The 18,532-nt window shown below is 47.8% G+C and carries 16 protein-coding genes; 8 read left to right on the forward strand and 8 right to left on the reverse strand.

Annotation, left to right across the window (positions count from 1 at the left end):
* Positions 1-38: 38 nt before the first annotated feature.
* Positions 39-479, forward strand: a complete 441-nt coding sequence (locus ABH09_RS04925; protein ID WP_162663222.1) for a hypothetical protein — start codon at positions 39-41, stop codon at positions 477-479.
* Between the two features lie 10 nt (positions 480-489).
* Positions 490-1,029 carry a 16S rRNA (guanine(966)-N(2))-methyltransferase RsmD gene (gene rsmD, locus ABH09_RS04930; protein WP_162663224.1) on the forward strand — a complete coding sequence of 180 codons (540 nt, stop codon included), beginning with the start codon at positions 490-492 and terminating at the stop codon, positions 1,027-1,029.
* A gap of 507 nt (positions 1,030-1,536) precedes the next feature.
* Here the strand turns inward: rsmD and ABH09_RS04935 are convergent.
* The 3 genes from ABH09_RS04935 to ABH09_RS04945 form a co-directional block, all read right to left on the reverse strand.
* Entirely contained in the window at positions 1,537-2,841 is a 1,305-nt protein-coding gene (locus tag ABH09_RS04935; protein WP_253715437.1) for an FprA family A-type flavoprotein, read from the reverse strand.
* A gap of 59 nt (positions 2,842-2,900) precedes the next feature.
* Positions 2,901-3,680 carry an FAD-binding protein gene (locus tag ABH09_RS04940; RefSeq protein ID WP_253715438.1) on the reverse strand — a complete coding sequence of 260 codons (780 nt, stop codon included), beginning with the start codon at positions 3,678-3,680 and terminating at the stop codon, positions 2,901-2,903.
* Between the two features lie 296 nt (positions 3,681-3,976).
* Entirely contained in the window at positions 3,977-5,146 is a 1,170-nt protein-coding gene (locus ABH09_RS04945) for an acyl-CoA dehydrogenase family protein (RefSeq protein ID WP_253715439.1), read from the reverse strand.
* Positions 5,147-5,752: 606 nt separating this feature from the next.
* Here ABH09_RS04945 and ABH09_RS04950 point away from each other — a divergent pair.
* The 6 genes from ABH09_RS04950 to ABH09_RS04975 all read left to right on the forward strand — a co-directional run bounded on the left by ABH09_RS04950 (position 5,753) and on the right by ABH09_RS04975 (position 12,731).
* The gene (locus ABH09_RS04950) at positions 5,753-7,222 is read left to right on the forward strand and encodes a sigma-54 interaction domain-containing protein (RefSeq protein WP_253715440.1); all 1,470 of its coding nucleotides are present in this window, start codon (positions 5,753-5,755) and stop codon (positions 7,220-7,222) included.
* A 333-nt stretch (positions 7,223-7,555) separates the two neighbouring features.
* Positions 7,556-8,359, forward strand: coding sequence for an enoyl-CoA hydratase-related protein (locus ABH09_RS04955; RefSeq protein WP_253715441.1), 804 nt, complete (start codon positions 7,556-7,558; stop codon positions 8,357-8,359).
* A gap of 50 nt (positions 8,360-8,409) precedes the next feature.
* On the forward strand, positions 8,410-9,738 hold the full coding sequence (locus ABH09_RS04960) for a GntP family permease (protein ID WP_253715442.1): 1,329 nt from the start codon (positions 8,410-8,412) through the stop codon (positions 9,736-9,738).
* A gap of 62 nt (positions 9,739-9,800) precedes the next feature.
* Positions 9,801-11,042: a CaiB/BaiF CoA transferase family protein gene (locus ABH09_RS04965; protein ID WP_253715443.1), complete on the forward strand. Its 1,242-nt coding sequence runs from the start codon at positions 9,801-9,803 to the stop codon at positions 11,040-11,042.
* Between the two features lie 11 nt (positions 11,043-11,053).
* A complete protein-coding gene (locus ABH09_RS04970; RefSeq protein ID WP_162663239.1) occupies positions 11,054-12,196 on the forward strand; it encodes an acyl-CoA dehydrogenase family protein in 1,143 nt (380 codons plus the stop codon).
* Complete coding sequence (locus ABH09_RS04975) at positions 12,189-12,731, forward strand: electron transfer flavoprotein subunit alpha/FixB family protein (protein ID WP_253715444.1); 543 nt, start codon at positions 12,189-12,191, stop codon at positions 12,729-12,731. Before ABH09_RS04970 ends, ABH09_RS04975 begins: the two co-directional genes overlap by 8 nt.
* Positions 12,732-12,837: 106 nt before the next feature.
* Here the strand turns inward: ABH09_RS04975 and fliJ are convergent, their stop codons facing one another.
* From fliJ to fliF, 5 genes are read right to left on the reverse strand one after another with little or no spacing between them, the layout of a single operon-like run.
* Complete coding sequence (fliJ, locus tag ABH09_RS04980; RefSeq protein WP_253715445.1) at positions 12,838-13,287, reverse strand: flagellar export protein FliJ; 450 nt, start codon at positions 13,285-13,287, stop codon at positions 12,838-12,840.
* A gap of 6 nt (positions 13,288-13,293) precedes the next feature.
* Entirely contained in the window at positions 13,294-14,733 is a 1,440-nt protein-coding gene (gene fliI / locus ABH09_RS04985) for a flagellar protein export ATPase FliI (protein ID WP_253715446.1), read from the reverse strand.
* Positions 14,734-14,736: 3 nt separating this feature from the next.
* Positions 14,737-15,675, reverse strand: coding sequence for a flagellar assembly protein FliH (fliH, locus tag ABH09_RS04990; protein ID WP_162663247.1), 939 nt, complete (start codon positions 15,673-15,675; stop codon positions 14,737-14,739).
* A gap of 41 nt (positions 15,676-15,716) precedes the next feature.
* Positions 15,717-16,778 carry a flagellar motor switch protein FliG gene (gene fliG, locus ABH09_RS04995; RefSeq protein WP_253715447.1) on the reverse strand — a complete coding sequence of 354 codons (1,062 nt, stop codon included), beginning with the start codon at positions 16,776-16,778 and terminating at the stop codon, positions 15,717-15,719.
* A gap of 1 nt (position 16,779) precedes the next feature.
* Positions 16,780-18,486 (reverse strand): flagellar basal-body MS-ring/collar protein FliF, encoded by a 1,707-nt coding sequence (fliF, locus tag ABH09_RS05000; protein ID WP_253715448.1) that lies wholly within the window; start codon positions 18,484-18,486, stop codon positions 16,780-16,782.
* Positions 18,487-18,532 lie beyond the last annotated feature (46 nt).

Here is an 18,532-nt window from a genome sequence, read left to right on the forward strand (position 1 = left end):
AAATGCCGATACTGAGAAAGTAGAATGGGAGGATCTCTATGCTTAAAAATACCGCATTTCATGACAATCTCTATCAGCTTGCAAAAATAGTCAGTATTACCACCGAAGGACTTTCGCTTGAACTGTCGGAGACTATGTTTTTGGATAAAACAGTCGCTGACATATCTTTCATATCCGATGCATTGGAGTCGTTATTTACCGAAATACAGAATCTTTCGCACTTACCTGAATATCTCCCGATTATGCAGAGCCTCTATTCGTGTGAGACAGATTATATATTGCTTTTAAAAGCATTTGCCGCTAAAACAATCGAAAAACAGATTACTTTGCCTGTTTCTTGCCCCGATCTGAGTGCGTATTATAAGCTGCATAGCGATATGAAAAACCGAATAGAGAAACGGATCCAAGAAAGCGATAAAAATCTCGATGCGTATCAGATTGTCTCTCAAAACGAGCTGAGCCAACTCCTTTGTATTTAATCGAACCGGTATGCGCATAACAGGTGGAACGCTGAAAAATCGACAAGTTCAATGCCCTAAAGGTATTATCAGACCGGCAATGGATAGGATGCGGGAATCCCTTTTTGCGATTTTAGGTGATTTGGAAGGAAAGTCTTTTTTAGATCTTTTTACCGGATCCGGTATGTGCGGACTTGAAGCCTATTCGCGGGGAGCGTACCCAGTCGTTTTGGTGGAAAAAGACAAGGATAAATTCCCTATTTTGTTAAAAAATGCGGCACTGGCGGATAAAAAGCTTGAGTGTAAATGTATGCCGGTGGAACTTTATCTCCAGCGCTCTAAAAATATCTTTGATATTATCTATCTTGATCCTCCGTTTCCGTATCAGTTCCATTATGATCTATTACATACAATCGCAGAAAAGCCGATTCTTGCCGCGGGAGGGCTTGCGCTGATACACCGTCCTAAAGAAAAAGAGCTGCCGGATCAAATTTTATCGTTAACTCGCATCGATCAACGCGCTTATGGGCGTTCGATAGTGGATTTTTATCGAAAGGCAACCTCCTTTTGAAATATACGATGCATCTCCTTCGTTGCTGCGAAAAAATTAATCCTCAACGTATCAAAGATACGCCTCCGGTTAATTTTTTCTCGCGCCTCGGATCTACACCGTCTATTTCAAAAGGCTTACGGAAAGGTTTTATAGTATATGCCGCTTCTGAAAATACTCAACGTATCAGAACGGACAGGGATGTCCGTGGTTCCAAGCAGCAGTAAGTTTTTCGTTAGAAAAACTTATCGTTGACCAGTGTACACGGACGCACACTGGTCAACAGCGCCACGGATGGCGGTGTTTACATGCAGTAACAAGTTTGCTTGCAAACTTGTAGCCCACAAATGTGCAAGGATGTACATTTGTGGGCGAGGATGGCGGTATTTCGTTGATTTGCCTAATGCGGTTGTCTTTCTTCTAAAACAAAAGGCACGAAATTTTCAGAAAATTTCGTGCGAAATGATGGCAATCGTATCGGATATTTTCGATACGATTGCCTAAACGCCGTATGTCGGCTTTGTGTATTTATCTTCTTTCCCGTGCGAAATGGATGCCGGAGACATCAAGCTGCGGCACACCTTCCGGTAAGGAAATATCCGTCGCATTCATAGAATCGGCGATGGCTTGAGCCATGGAGTCGAGTTCATAGCCCTTATCGGGGCTCATCGTCGAAGCAATGGTGATACGTTCATTGATAATTTCCATATCATCCATATTCTTTTCAATGAATTCCTGAATGAGGTCACCCGACCGTACCGCCCATGAACCGTTTTCCACAATAGCAATCTTTCTATTCTGCAAGTTCAAAAGCCGCATGTGATCCAAGAATTCATGGATCGGCGGGAAAATGTTCAGATTGTATGTCGGCGAGCAGATCACGATGTGGCTGAACTTGAATGCCTCGGAGATAAGATACGACACATGGGTACTCGACGCATCGTACACCGACACATTCGTAATGCCTTTTTCAACAATCTTTGAAGCAAGTGCAAAGGCCGCCGATTCGGTATTGCCGTAAATGGAGCCGTACACCAGTAACACGCCTTTTTCTTCCGGCGTATACGTCGCCCAGTGCAGGTATTTATCGAGGATGTAGGGGAAGTTGTCCGCCTCCCATACCAAACCGTGCAGTGCACAGATGTATTTAATCTTAGGGAGCAGGTCGAGCTTGAGTACCTTTCCGACAAGATGCATAACTTCGGGGCCGTATTTGCCGACGATATTCGTCAGATAGCGCCGTGCTTCATCAATCCAGTCGCGCGGGTAGTTTACTTCTTTTGCAAAGAGCTTTCCGTCAAGCGCAATAAACGAACCGAATGCATCTGCAGAGAACAATACCCCATTGGTTACATCAAGCGTAACCATAACCTCAGGCCAGTGCACCATCGGCGCTTCAACAAAGGCGATAGTGTGATCTTCAAAGGTGCGGGTGTCTCCTTCTTTGACGGTGTCTGTTTTGTAATCGTCAGGATTATAGGCGAACTGACGCATCAGCATAAAGCCTTTTTCCGTAGAGATAATCGTCGGCGCCCATTTGTCCAGCACAGTGGTAACGGAGGAGGAGTGATCGCACTCCATGTGGTTTACAACCAAGTAGTCAACCTTATCGCGTCCGTACTTTCCCAGCAAATAGGTGATATTTTCCATCAGCTGCGGGCAGGATGTCCATTCCGCCGTATCAAAAAGAATGGTACTCTTCTTATCAAACAGAAGATAGGCGTTATAGCTCACTCCGAGGGGTATCGGATGCATATTTTCAAATAGTGTTAAGCGGTGATCGTGTCCACCGACCCACCATACATCTTTTGTAATTTCACGTACATTGTACATAGTAAACTCCTATAAAAACTTTTGCAGGATGTTTGAACATCCGAAATAGTACTTGGCTATTAGTTGTTGCGGAACGTCAGCTTAATAAAGCGATCTTTTGCTTCACCGCAATCGGGACAGGTAAATTCGGGATCGAGATGCTCGAACAAAGTCTCCGGCGGGATATCCGCATCCTTATTTCCTTCTTCCGGTACATACTTATAGCCGCAGCCCAGACAGACATACTGCGGTCCGATCCGGGACGGACGGGGAACAGGAGCTTTTTTAATTTTCGGATAGGGGAAGGTCAGTTCTTCTTTTGAAAGCGCGTTTAACTCTTCAATTAAGAGCGGAACAACTTCTTCCAAATCGCCGACAATACCGTAGTCGCAGTGTGAAAAAATCGGCGCTTTCTTGTTCTTGTTGATGGCGATAATGCGGGAAGCATCCTTAATGCCTTTTAGGTGCTGAATAGCTCCGGAAATACCGATGGCAAAATATAAGTTCCCTTTAAACTTTTGGCCGGACATACCGACATAGCGCTGTACCGGAACGTACTTCAAGGTTTCCGCTGCGGGGCGGGAAGAACCGATTGATGCCCCTGCTGCCTTTGCCAAATCTTCAATGAGATGCCACGTTTCTTTGTCCTTTACTCCGCGGCCGCCTGAAACACCGATCGGCGCCATCGCCATCAGTGAATTGATATCCACATCTTTGTAGAACTTAAAGCGTTCAACTTCAACCAACTGTTGAATTACCTTGTGGACTTTTTCTTTCATCGTATCGCCGTCGGGGAAGATACGTTTGCGCATGCCGGTAATACCGATTCTCGGATCACCTTTTAATCGAGCTACTGCCATTTCATACTCCTATAAAAACTTTATCATTTCGTGCGTGGAACGCGCACATATCATCTGCAAGTTTGCGCAAAGCAAACTTGCCCGTGTTTTTCAGCCGCGCCATTTTAGCGGCTGAAAATAAACCTTCTTTAAAATGCAACAGTCGAACAAAATATCAATTTTGGAGACTGTTGCATTCGTGCGCGGAACGCGCACATATCATCTGCAAGTTTGCACAAAGCAAACTTGACGTGTTTTTCAGCCGCGTCATTTTAGCGGCTGAAAATAAACCTTCTTTAAAATTGTGTGTTGTTATTTTACCGGTTTGCTTTACCGAGTTTTCCCAATATCTTCGACGCAATAACGAGCCGCTGGATTTCGTTGGTACCTTCATAGATGGTGGTAATCTTGGCATCGCGGTACATCTTTTCTACCGGAATCCCTTTGATAAAGCCTGAACCGCCGTGGATTTGGAGTGCATTATTTACCACTTCAAGCGCGATATCCGATGCATACATCTTTGCCATTGCGGAATCGAGGCCGTAGTCCTCGTGGTTTTCTTTCTTTTCCGCAGCTTTGTAGATGAGGAGACGAGCTGCTTCGATCTTTGTCAGCATATCGGCCAACTTAAAGCCTAAATTCTGCTGGGCTCCGATCGGTTTACCGAACTGTTCGCGGGTGCGTGCATATTTTACCGCTTCTTCATACGCGCCCTGTGCGATACCGAGCGCCTGCGCCGCAATACCGATACGGCCGCCGTCGAGGGTCTTCATAGCGATTTTGAATCCTTCACCTTCCTTGCCGAGCAAGCGGTCATGCGGGATCGTTACTTCGTTGAAGATGAGCTCCGCAGTTGCGGAAGTACGGATACCGAGCTTGTCGTAGTGTTCGCCGAACTCAAAGCCTTCATCTCCTTTTTCTACGATAAAGGCGCTAATACCTTTGGTACCGGGAACGTCGGGATTCGCTGCAAATACAACATAGGTGTCAGCCTTAGGCGCATTTGTAATGAATATCTTTGAACCGTTCAGAATATAATTGGTTCCGTCATCGATATATTCGGTTTCGGTGCCGCCGGCGTCGCTGCCTGCATTGGGTTCTGTCAAACCGAATGCACCGATTTTTTCGCCCTTCGCAAGGGGAATCAAATATTTCTGCTTTTGCGCTTCCGTACCGAACTCCGCGATCGGATATGCGCCTAACGACGTATGAGCTGAACAGATTACGCCGATACCGCCGTCCACGCGGGAAAGTTCTTCAACAACAATCGCATAGCTGATAACATCGAGTCCTGCTCCGCCGTAGTCCTTTGAATAGGGAACTCCAAGCCATCCGTGAGCAGCCATTTGCTTTACCTGATCTTCCATCCACGCCTCTTCAACCGGGCCGCGGTCTTTTTCGAGCACGATCGGTTTTACTTCTTTTTCCGCCCATTCACGAACTTGCTTTCGCAAGGTTTCGTGTGCTTCTGTCGTTTTGAATAACATAATACCTCCTGATTAGGGGCAAACGCATCAGATACTTTCTGAATAACCAAGCAGAATAATAGGTCGGTCAACCAGAGTTGAACCTCTCCGCGGTTTAAATGGTCTCCCAACCTATTATTCTGCGATTTGCTTCTACACTATCTGGTGCGTTTGCCCCTTTTTTACAATAAAGTGCATGAAATTTGTGAAAACTTTATGCAATGCATTATGAAGTTGCACTTCATTCTTATTTTAAAGCAGGTATAAAAGATTTGTCAAGTAAAAATTAAGAATTGTTCTTATTTTTTAAATCCTCGGTGTTATTCGTGCGCTTTAATTCTCCGATGATCTGCGCTGTGGTTGGTGATTTAAAAATATCGGATGGGGCAATTTTTTGGTGTTTGTTGATATGAACTACGAGTATAGGTTTTGGTTTTTTCTATGTTCGCGGGCATTTACGATGTACTCACCTCCTGTTTGTTCCAGTTCTTCAGAGAAGGTCGCTCGAAAGCGATCGTAAACGGTACGAACTTGTTGACAGATATGGTATGTGCCTTCTAAGATTGAAAGAAATAGAAGAATTATAATCCGGCAGCACACAGAAATGCGGGAAAGGATTCGGGTAATATGATGGAAATGGAATTTTACAAAATTATTTTTGAAGAAGTGCTTCGCCTCTCGGACGACGGCTTTATCGTGGTGGATAAGCATGCAATCGTCACGGACATCAACGATCGCTACAGCGCCTTTTTAGGAAAACCTAAGGAGGAAATCATCGGCAGGCCGATCACAGACGTGATTCCCAACAGCAAGATGGCGGATATCATGCGGAACGAGTACAGGGAGGAGCTGGCCATGCACAAATATATACCGGGCTATGTGCGGGATGCAACCAACGACTTTGTACTGGTAAGCCGTACTTATGTGAAAGATTCGGCGGGCGACACGATCGGCGGTGTAGCGCAGGTCCATTTCCGTGAGCAGGCGATACAATCTGCAAGACGGATGCTCAAAGAGTATAACGAACTTGAATTCCTGCGCGAGCAGTATAAGCAGTTCAATGGATTCCAGTTGGGATTCAAAGACATCATCGGCAAAAGTGCTGCGATTCAAAGTAAGAAGCGGGAGGCAATGCGGGCGTCTAAAACAAACTTCTCTGTGCTGATCACTGGAGAAAGCGGCACCGGAAAAGAAGTGTTTGCAAAAGCGATCCACTACGCCAGCCGTCGTTGCCGTCGGCCGTTTGTAAGCGTAAACTGTGCAGCCATACCAGGGGAGCTTTTGGAAGCCGAGCTATTCGGCTATGAGGAGGGGTCGTTCACAGGGGCTAAGAAAGGCGGCCGCAAGGGCAAGTTCATCCAAGCAGACGGCGGAACCATCTTTCTGGATGAAATAGGGGATATGCCGCTCGTGATGCAAGCGAAAATATTGCGTGTCCTACAGGAACGCGAAGTGGACATGGTGGGAGGAACAAAACCTATCCCAGTGGATATTCGCGTGATTTCGGCAACAAGGAAAAATTTGGAGAACATGATCCGCGAGGGAACATTCCGCGAGGATTTATACTACCGGTTGAATGTAATCAATATTCATTTGCCGCCGCTGCGAGAGAGAACCGAGGACATCCCCTGTCTGGTTCAATATTATATGGACAAACTGAACAGAGAATACAAGCGGAATGTGAGAATATCCAAGAAGGTGATCGAAGCCTTCTACCGCCACAGTTGGAACGGAAATGTGCGAGAGCTTGATAATGTCATCAAAGGGGCTTATGCCGTTTGCGATGATTTGGAAATCCTTCCTTCCGATCTTCCGACTAAATTTGAGTTCAAAGATGAAAATGAACCAGAGAAAAAGATACCCCAGACAGCGCCTCCACCGGAACGGACAGGAAAGCCAAGAGAGGGAACGCTGGAAGCTGTTCGTATTGCAGGATCTATGAAGGAATTTTTGAAAAGTCAGGAAAAGGAAATGATCTTAGCCGCCTATGAAAAATTTCATACCGTGCGCAAAGCCTCGGCCTATCTAGGCATGAGTATGCCAACCTATGTCAGAAAGAGGCGGGAATATTTGAGCGAAGAGGAAATGACTGTCTAGGCATCTTTAGCAAGAAAAGAATCAATACCCCCGCACGAATAGATCGCTCCATTTTTAAAGCGCTTCAAATTTGATTGCTTTAAAAATGGAGCGTTTTTTTTGTTTTGCACATCTTTTACACCTTTATCAAAAAAAATAACAGGGATTATTCATTGAAATGCACGATTTTCAAGCTCCGGCAAAGAAAAGAAGTTGGTATAACAATTGCTATCTATAATTTAATAGCGAGTCACGGGCGCAAAGTATCCGGAGCTTGCGGAAATCCGTGACGCAGGACATGTCTGGCAAAATCAATGCCGCCCGGCCAGGCGGCATCAAAACGGAGCGTAGAAAATGAAGTTTACAGAAGCGGCAAAAACAACAGAGTTTGTGAAAGCGGAACTGGAGGGAAAGCTCGCGGTACTGACAATGAACAGGCCAAAGGCTTTGAATGCACTGAATGACCAGACGCTTGACGAGTTGGAGAGGCTGTTTACAGCGATCGAAAAAGACCGTGAGGTACTTGGCGTCATCCTAACTGGCGAAGGGCGTGCCTTTGTTGCAGGTGCGGATATCTCGCAGATGTCCGGCTATGGCGTGGAAGAAGGTCGTCTTTACTCAGATAGAGCGCAGAAGCTTTTCAACAAAATCGAGATTTTGGAAAAGCCGGTAATCGCAGCGGTGAACGGGTTTGCACTGGGCGGAGGCTGCGAGTTGGCTATGAGCTGCGATATTCGCATCGCTTCCGAGCAAGCGATTTTCGGGCAACCGGAAGCCAATTTGGGACTTATGCCCTGTTTTGGCGGAACTCAGCGTCTTCCCCGACTGGTTGGTACTGGCATTGCCAAGGAACTTATCTACACCTGTCGCCAGGTGAAGGCGCAGGAGGCAAAGGAAATCGGTCTTGTCAACAAAGTAGTGCCAGCCGAATCTCTGCTGGGGGAGGCAAAGACCATGATGGCGATGATCCTTTCCAAATCTCCCATTGCGATCGGCTATTGTAAGGCGGCCATCAACCGCGGGGCAGATACAGACCTTCGTAATGGCCTTGAAATCGAAAAAGAATGTTGGACGATCGTGTTTGGTACCAAGGATAAGGAGGAAGGTATCAGTGCCTTCTTGGAAAAACGCATGCCCCAGTTCCCAAATCAATACTGAGAGAACAAAATGATTTCGTCCTTTCGGGCGAATGAAAAAGGAGATCTTATATGAACGCAATAAATATATTGGGGATAGTGGGGATTATAGCGGCATTTATTTTGCTAACGATTCTCATCATGAAAGGCCTCAACATTTTTCTGACTGTATTTATCTGTACTCTTGTGGTTGCAGTTACAACACGTATGCCTATTTATGGAGCCTTCAAAACAAATTTTATGGTTGGTTTTAGTAGCTTTTTCCAGAATTATTTCCTGTTGTTCTTAACAGGCACGCTACTGGCGAAGGCCATGGATATTACCGGTGCCGCCAAGTCGATCGCAAAAGCGATCATTAAGCTCATGGGCGTCGATTTGGCTTTTGTATCTGTGCCCCTTGCATGCGGTGTGTTGGCATACGGCGGTGTTACCGCCCATGTGTGCGCTTTCTGTGTGTTTTCGATTGCGCTGCAGGTGTTTCGGGCGGCGGATATTCCTCGAAGGATAATTCCCGGTGCCCTCTGCTTTGGATGCTCTACCTTCGCTATGATCTCGCCAGGTGCCGTACAAATCCACAACGCAGTACCTGCCAATAACTTGGGCACACCGTACACGGCAGGGTTTGTGAACGGCTGGATTTCATGTTTATTCATGCTGGTTATGGGGCTTATCTGGTTGAGCATGTACATCAAAAAGGCAAAGGCAAACGGTGAGCACTTTGCCCCCATTGCAGGAGATGATATCTCCGATGATCCCAATGAGAGACTGCCCGCCCCTCTTCTCGCTTTGCTTCCCCTCATCGTTACCATCATACTTGTGAATATTAAAAACGGAAAGGGGGCTGCGTTGATTCCGGTGGAAGTTGCGGTATTGGCTGGAACCGTTTTTGCAGTTGTAGTGATGTACCCGTTTGTAAAAAAAGGAAGCCTCGGCAAAACTTTTACGGATGGTGTTCAGATGTGCTTAGTCTCAGTAACAGCCACCAGCGCGGTGGTGGGCTTTGGTTATGTCGTTTCCCATTCGGCTCAGTTCTCGCTTATTACAAACGCTATGATCAACGTCCCCGGTCCGAAATTGCTGTCACTCTTTATAGGAACGACAGTTATTGCGGGCGTCTGCGGAAGCGCTTCCGGTGGCTTGGGCATTGCGGTACCGATTCTTGGGCCGGTTTACACGAAGTTGGGGCTTTCTGCCGCGTCGGTTCACCGCGTGATGGCCTTGTCCTCCTCGGCGCTGGATTCTCTGCCGCACAACGGCTATATCGTCACTGTAACAAACGGTCTATGCCGCGAAACGCACAAGGCTTCTTACGGACTTACCTTCCGACTGACGGTGGTCGTTCCGTTTCTTGGCTCGCTGCTCGGCGTGCTGCTGTTTACGCTATTCCCCAATCTGCCGTAACCTAAAAGGGGAAAATATTCAAGTGCCGGCTGTAAGCCGGCCACATCGAAAGGAGAAAAATCATGTTTAAACCATTGACGGGTATAAAAGTTATCGATCTGACCTATTTCATTGCAGGACCCGGTGCTGCCAAGATTCTTGCGGACTGGGGCGCTGACGTTATCAAAGTAGAGCCGGTGTTCGGCGATCCGGGGCGCACAACGGGTAAGCCTATGTGCATGCCTACTGAGGACGATTGCAATATCCTTTATAACATCTACAACGCGAATAAGAGAGGACTTTCCTTGAACCTAAAGGCAGAGGATGGAAAAGCTGTTTTGGAAAAAATTCTGGAAACGGCGGACGTCTTTGTAACCAGCTACAGAACGGGTGCACTTAAACGTCTTGGACTGGATTACGAGGCTATGCACGCCAGGTATCCGCATATCGTATGGGGGCAAATCAACGGCTATGGAGATTTCGGTCCCATCAAGGATAACCCCGGTTTTGATACGGTTGCTTTCTGGGCTAGAAGCGGAGCCATGATGGATCTTGTCGAGAAAGGAACTTCTCCGGTTAATCCGCTGATCGGCTTTGGCGACGCTACAACATCCTGCTCTCTAGCGGCCGGTATCTGCGGTGCGCTGTACAATAAAGTAAAGACCGGCGAGGGCTGTAAGGTCATGGTGTCACTGTTCGGACAGGCGATCTGGAGCGGGAGCGCAGGCGTTGCATCGACGCAGTATGGCGACAGCTACCCCAAAACCCGACATATCCCCGGAACCCCCGTTATGAACACCTACAAGAGCTCAGACGACATTTGGTTCTACATGAGCATTCTGGAGCCGGATCGGTACAATCCTTTGCTTCTCAAAGGGCTGGGCAGGGAGGAATTGATCGCGGATCCCGCCTATGGAACGGCCGCCTGCAAGGAAAATGCAAGGAATATGACAAAGATGCTCTCGGAGGCGTTTACCGAATACACTTATGCCGAGATCGATAAAATGCTGACGGATGAGGACATCGCGCATGAAAAAGTACAGGGCTTCCATGATATTGCTACCGATCCGCAGGCAGTCGCAAACCTGTTTGTTGCGCCGGTGAAAGAGTGGAACGGCACGGAAACTCAAATGGCTATGACCCCTGTTCGCTTTACACAAGTTGAACCAAAAACCGTACAGGATATTGCACCAACTGTGGAACGCACTGCGCCTAAGGTGGGAATGCATTCCGTGGAGATTCTAAAAGAATATGGCTATACGCAGGCTCAGATCGATGCTCTTTTGGCATCGGGCGCAGTAGCTGTGAATATCCAGAAAAAGTAAGGAGGATAAATATGTATAATTTTGAACTGACAGACTACCAGAAAGAGATTCGGCGGCGTGCCGAAACATTTGCGCAGAAGGAACTGCTTCCCGGTGTGATCGAGCGAGATAAAACGGAAACGTACGATATGAGTATTGTAAAAAAACTGGGGGAGGCAGGGCTGATCGGCCTGCAATTTGATCCCAAGTACGGCGGTCACGGTAACGATTACCTTGCGTTTCTAATCGTGGTAGAAGAATTGTGTAAGGTGGATTCGGCCTTCGGCATTTCCTATGCAATCTCATCTACTTTTACAACGGGCATCGACTCCTTCGGCAACGAAGAACAAAAGATGCATTGTATGCCGCGTCTCTTTGCCGGAGATGCAATCGGCTGCTTTGCACTGACGGAGCCGGACGCAGGTTCCGATGCGGGTTCTGCTAAAACGCAAGCGATTCGTGATGGAGATAACTTTATTTTGAACGGCAAAAAGCACTATATTACCAATAGTGCCGTTGCCGACTACTGTATGCTGATTGCAAACACAGATCTTTCTAAGGGCTCAAAGGGTTTGACTGCCTTCCTAGTAGACATGAAGAATACGCCAGGTATTAGCATCGGACATATTGAAAGTAAGTGTGGTATCCGTTCGGCCAAGGTTGCGGAGATCAACATTGAAAACGCAGTGATTCCTGCAAGCCGCATGATCGGCACGGAGGGGAAGGGATTCCGCTATGCACTAAGCGCGCTCAATGCCGGCAGGCTCGGTGTAGCAGCGCAGGGGCTAGGCATTGCGCAGAGCTCCTTTGATATCTGCAAAGATTACATGAAGGAGCGCATGCAGTTTGGTAAACCAATCTATAAGAACCAGTATCTGGCTTTTAAGATGGCCGAACTGCAAACGGAGATCGATATGTGTCGTCTTTTGCTTTATAAGGGAGCATGGGAACAGCAGCAGGGAATGGATTTCTCCATATCGGCCTGTAAAGCAAAGCTTGCCTGCTCAAATCTGGCCATGAAGGTCACCACGGAGTGTATCCAAAATATGGGCGGGGCCGGATATATGCGCGAAAATCATGTAGAACGAATGTTCCGCGATGCGAAGATAACCCAGGTCTACGAAGGAACGAATGAGATACAAAGGCTGATCATCAGCGGCGCTATCTTTGGCTGATCGTAGTAGTAGTACGGTAATACCAACCGTACAAAGCGCAGGGCTGACGGTTTTTCACCCCAGCCTTGCGGGAAATCCGCATACAGCCGCCGTTGTGCTGGCTGCCGGCAGGGGGCTGAAAACCACCGCCTGTTTTGAAAAAATGCTTACTCTGGCAGACGCTTTGCAGGGACAGGTGGTGGGCACCAGAGGGGCGGTGGATATGGGCTGGATTCCCGCCTCTAGGGAGGTCGGGCTCAGCGGCCTCCGCCTTGCGCCGCGGATCTATTTTGCGCTTGGTGTTTCGGGAGCCAATTTCCACACAATCGGAATGTATCGCTCTAAGCTGATCGTTGCCGTGAACATTGAGGAGAATGCCCGGATTTTTTATATGGCGGATTACTGTATTTGTGCAGAGGCGGAAACGATTTTAGATGGACTATTGGCAGCTTTGCCCGGTAGGACGTTTCAAGGGACGGACAAGATCGAAACCTTTCTCTTGACGCAGCTGCAAGCCTACCCGTTCCGGTATAATCCAGTGCGTAAAAACGAATGACGTGTCGTATCCATGCAAGGAAAATCAACAACCCCGACGCTTGCGTCGGGGTTGTTGATTTAAAAATATCGGATATATCGGTTTTTTTGATGTATTTTGATATGAACTAAGAGTATAAGTTTTGGCTTTTTCTATATTCGCGGGCATTGACGATGTCGTCGAGAATCGCATCCTGCTGTTTCAGCCCCTCAGCTTTCCATTCGACTTCTTTCCGTTCCCGCAGCTTCGTTACGATGAGCCGCTCCTGATGTGCTTTGATATAGATTTTCCGCATTTTTTCGATGACGAGTTCCGCCTCTACCAGCGCTTTTTCCTGTTTTTCCCGGTCGATACGGAGCCGTTCCAAGTAGTTTTCGTGCAAGGTGAGCTCAGCAGGGGTTTTAAGGCTTACCCCGAGCGATCGACGAGTTTTTATTTCTTCCTGTGCGATTTCGGTAAGGCGCAACACAATCGCTTCGCGGGCGGCAACGGCACGTCCGAGGTTGGTTTCCGCTTCTTTTTCGCGGAAGGTTCGGATATCCAAGAGCTTTTGAAGCGAAAACTGAAATTTCTTCATAGGGGATTATTCTTCCGCGTAATCTTCAGGCGGCTTTTCAATTTCGGCTTTGTACAGGTCGGCGGCTTCCGACGGCATCAGGTATTTTTTTGCCGCACCTGCCCCCGCTTGGAAGCTTTCTTCATTTGGTATGTCGATGTGGGTAATGGCGCTGAGTTGTTCCAGCGTTTTTTCGATGGGCGCGGGATCGTTTACCTCTTGCTGTAAAAAGGTTTCGATTTTATCATGGTGTGCAATCGCCTCGTCGATGGCAGGATTACTGCCTTTTTGGTATGCGCCGACCTGAATCATATCTTCGGCATCGGCATAGACTGCCATCAATTTACGCATATACTGTGCTGCTTTTTTACTGCATTCTCCTGAAACGCGATTTGCCAAACGGGAAATACTGCCGAGTACGTCGATGGCAGGGTAGTGCCCGCGCTGTGCTAGTTTTCGGTTAAGTACAATGTGCCCGTCCAAAATACCGCGTACCGCATCGGAAATCGGCTCGTCCATGTCGTCGCCGTCAACGAGTACGGTATAAAACCCGGTAATCGAACCTTTTGCAGAAGTTCCGCTCCGCTCGAGCAGTTTAGGCAGCACCTCAAAAACGCTCGGAGTGTAGCCGCGGGTTGCCGGTGGTTCCCCAATTGCGAGGCTGATTTCGCGCTGCGCCTTGGCAAAGCGGGTAACCGAATCGAAAAGGAGCATCACATCCTTTCCTTGGTCACGGAAATACTCGGCGATTGCCGTTGCCGTATATGCGCCGCGGATACGGGCGAGCGGGCTGGTATCCGATGTAGCGGTTACTACAACCGAATGCTTTAAACCTTCCGGCCCGAGGTCGTGTTCCAAGAAATCGTTTACCTCGCGGCCGCGTTCGCCGATAAGCGCAATGACGTTGACGTCGGCGCTCGTGTTTCGCGCAATCATGCCCATCAAGGTTGATTTACCGATACCCGAACCGGCAAAGATACCGATACGCTGCCCTCTGCCGACGGCAAGGAGCGCGTCGATAGCGCGGATACCGGTTACGATTCGTTCTTTAATGGGACGCCGTTCCAGTGGGTCAGGTGGCGAAGCAAGGATAGGGTAGTGAAGGGGAGAGTAGGGTTCCTGTTTGCCGTCCGCCGCCCTTCCGAGTGAATCAACGACACGGCCGAGCAGTACCGAACCGACTGGTACGGAAAGCATCGTTCCGCTCGCGATAACATCACAGCCGATTTCCACTCCCTGTATATCTTCGTAGGCCATCAACTGTACGGTTGAACCGTTTAAACCGATAACCTCGGCGATGATACTCTCTGTGTTATCTTTCAGATTGATTCTGCATAATTCCCCGACGGAGGCTTGCGGGCCGCGACTTTCGATAAGGAGCCCCTGCACCCGGCTAACAACACCGGTGCGCTTAATGGGTTCCGTTTCGGAAACTGCGTCAAGGTATTTATCAAAAGGCGACGTCATAAGCTACTTTCGATTTGAAGATCCGTCGGAGGAAGCCGCCCGCGTCCGTATCGGAGATATTTCGAGGATGCGTTGTTCAAGTTCATGCAGCTGGGAGGCGATACGTGCATCTACCGAACCGAAGTCGGTTTCGATAATACAACCGCCCGCATCGACCGATAGGTCTTCCACAACGGTGATGTTTTTGATATTCTCTGCCGCTGCCAAGAAGTCCTTGGTATGCTCGCTCGTTAAGCCGACATCGGCGAGGTTTACCCGTATAATGACATCGGCGCGTCCCTTTACCTTACGTAGCGCATGGATAATATTCGATGTTACGACATTCCGCTGATTTTCGGAGATTACTTTTACAATCTTGCGGGTCATCAACAGCACGAGGTCAACAATCTGCTGTTCCGTCTGCGCTAAAATCTCCTCGCGTTTATCCATCGTACGTTCGATCATCGTATGGAGACGTTCTATCAAACGGGTTACTTCGACTTTTCCTTCTTTGAATCCCGCTTCCCGTCCGGCATCGAAACCTTCGGTAAAAGCTTTTTTCTGCGTAGCCGCTTCGGTTTGTTCGGCCTTGTCGACAATGTCTGCGGCTTTTTTTTCCGCTTCGCTGACGAGTTCTTGTGCTTGATCGCGAGCTTTTTGCGCATCAATCTGAGACACGTCCATCTGTCGCTTTGCTTCTTCAAAAGCGGTTTTCTTTGCGTTTTCGATAATTTCATCGGCTTCGCGGTGAGCGTCGGCTATGAGCTGCTCTTTTTCAATTTCCCACTGACGTTTAAATTCTTCCGCTTCGTTTTTGAGATCTTCAAGTGTCGGCCCCTCGGGAACCGGAACGGCTTCTACCACCTCGGTAGTAGTTTCCGGTTCAAAGGTTTTCTCTAAGGTGAGTACCATGTCTCCGCTGAGTTTTTTAACTTCAAAATCGTGAAAAATATTTTTAGCCACTTTCAGAATCTCCTTTTGCCGATTTGATTATGCTGTTTTGGTTAGACAATCATCTCGTCTTCGTCGGAACGTGCAATAACAATATCGCCGTTGTCCTCCAAGTGCCGGATAATCGAAACAATCTTCTGCTGCGCTTCTTCGACGTCCTTCAAACGAGTCGGCCCCATGTATTCCATTTCTTCTTTTAACATGCTTGCCGCACGTTTGGACATATTTCTGAATATCTTATCCTGTACTTCGGTATCGACAATCTTAAGCGCTTTTGCAAGCTCTTCACTGTTAACCTCACGCAGCACCTTCTGAATGGAACGGTCGTCGAGCATAACAATATCTTCGAACACGAACATTCGCTTCTTGATCTCTTCCGCCAGGTCGGGGTCTTGATCTTCAAGCGATTCGATAATCGACTTTTCGGAAGACCGGTCGACAAGGTTGAGGATTTCAACGATGCTTTCGACACCGCCCGCTGCCGTATAATCTTCGCTGGAGAGGGTAGAAAGCTTCTTTTCGAGTACCCGTTCAACCTCGCGCAAAACATCGGGCGAGGTTCTATCCATCGTTGCGATACGGCGGGCTACGTCGCTCTGAATTTCATCGGGCAGGTTTTGCAAAATGACTGATGCTTTCTGCGGTTCCAGATACGCAAGGATCAGCGCAATGGTTTGCGGATGTTCCTGCTGGATAAAGTTTAAAAGATGCGCCGGATCGGTACGCCGGATAAAGTCGAAGGGACGTACTTGTAGCGAGCTGGTGAGCCTATTGATGACCTCAATTGCCTTTTGGCTCCCTAAAGATTTCTCCAATAATCCGCGCGCATAGTCGATACCGCCGGTCGTAATGAAGTTTTGAGCTGCCATGAGCTCTTGGAACTCTTGTAATACCGCTTCTTTCAGCTCGGATTCAACCGTTTCGGTACGGGCGATTTCGAACACGAGTTTTTCGATTTCGTCCTCGCGCATCTGTTCCATGATTTTGGCGGAGATTTCTTCTCCGACTGCAACCAAGAAAATCGCCGCTTTTTGACGTCCGTTCAGTGATTTTATATCTTTCTGCTTTTTACTGTTTGCTGCATTCGTTTTTTCTTTTGCGGGTGATACTGCCATACTATTCCTCCATCAACCATGTGCGTAGCAGCAATGCAACATCTTCAGGATGCTCACGCGCATTGTTTATCACATTTTCCAACAGTTCGCGCCGTTTCATCTCTTCTACGGACATTGAAACTTCCATACCGGCCTGTTCAGCCTCCCACAGTGCTTTTTCGCGTTCAAGCTGATGCTGCCGCAAAAGCTCTTCTTCACGGAGCCGCTTTCTACGTTCAATTTCGCGGCTGACAATACGGTAGATAATAAAGACGAGTAACAGGAATGCCAAGCCTGCTAGGCTGATCAGCAATATCCATCGCCGTTGAACGGCTCTAAAATAAGCTTCATCTTCTTTTTCAAATTCTGCCATGCGGTCGAATTGAATATTGAGGACGCTTACCGAATCGTTCCGGAGTGCATTGTATCCGATTGCGTTTTGTACCGCTTGTGTCGCTTTCTGCAATTCTTCATCTGAAATTGGGATATACTCACGCTCAATCTGTCCGTCTTTAATGATGAGATTGCCGTTTGCATCTTTCTTTTTACGCCATTGCCCGTCGATATTGACCGATACGGTACGGCGTCCCATTTCAGGACTGACAATCTCGGATGTTCTCCGACTACCGATTTCTTCATTTGTCTTTACAATCGACTGCGTAGACAAACCTGTTAAATTGCTGGTATCCCGATATGAAGGAGCTGTTTGTCCTTCCACACCGGCGGGGCCTTCGGGATTAAAGCCTGTCCCCTGATAGGTTGTTGTTGCCGTTTCCGAAGAGCGGGTTACCGAAGCGCGAACCTCGGATTCATCGTATGGGGTTTCAGGATTGTCCGGTTTCAGCTGGAAGGGCAGGAATTCTACCGTTTCTGCGGTCTTTTCCGACATATCCATATCGATTTTAATGCTGAGGTCCCTGACACGATCGATTCCATACGTCTGCTTTAAGAGATTGAGTATTTTTGCCTCATACTTCATTTCCAGTTGTGAGATAATCTTCTGCTGCTTCTCTATAATGGATAAGCGATCAAAGTCTTTCATGCCGCCAAAATCGTTGAGGATATTCCCGTTGTTATCGGCTATGGAAATATTCTCATCTTTTAAGTCCGAAACGGCATATTTAAGCAGCTTTTGAATGCCTTCAATTTTTTTGCGGTTTGTGCTGATGTCGCTGCCCGGCTTAGGATACAGTATAACGCTGGCAGTCGCAGGCACTTCTTCACCTTTCAGAACGGTTTCTGTTTGAGCAGGGTTGATAACAACATTTACATCATCGATGTCATCCAATGCTTTAATGTGTTTGCGGATTTCTTCGGTGATGGCGCGCCGCTTATCGATATTGCGTTCAAAGTCCGTCCGTGTCCAGCGCTCTACATCGAACAGTGCCCACGGGTCGGTATTTTGCGGAATAAGGTCTTCACGCAAGAGAATGGCACGCATCCGGCGGGCGGTTTGCTCGTCGTTTACTGAAATAACACCCGATTGCGAAACGGTCGCTTTTACATTCTCTTCGTTGAGCCTGAGAATAATGCGTTCCCTCACCGTTGCATCCGTTACCGGAGTATCGATGAGCGGTACGAGCGATGGTTTAGCCGACCATGAAGTAAGCAAGACGATAATGACAATCGCTGCAACGACGACAGCTGCCAATATCCCTTTTTGAATAGGCGTCCACTTACTCCACAGTGTTTTGATTTGCGTTATTGTCTTTTTAAACCATTCGTTCATGTGTCCTCCCCCTTACTGAACGAACCTGCTACAATAGACCTGTTCG

Origin of the sequence: Treponema sp. OMZ 803, assembly GCF_024181165.1 — a bacterium.
In the GTDB taxonomy this organism is placed as follows: domain Bacteria; phylum Spirochaetota; class Spirochaetia; order Treponematales; family Treponemataceae; genus Treponema.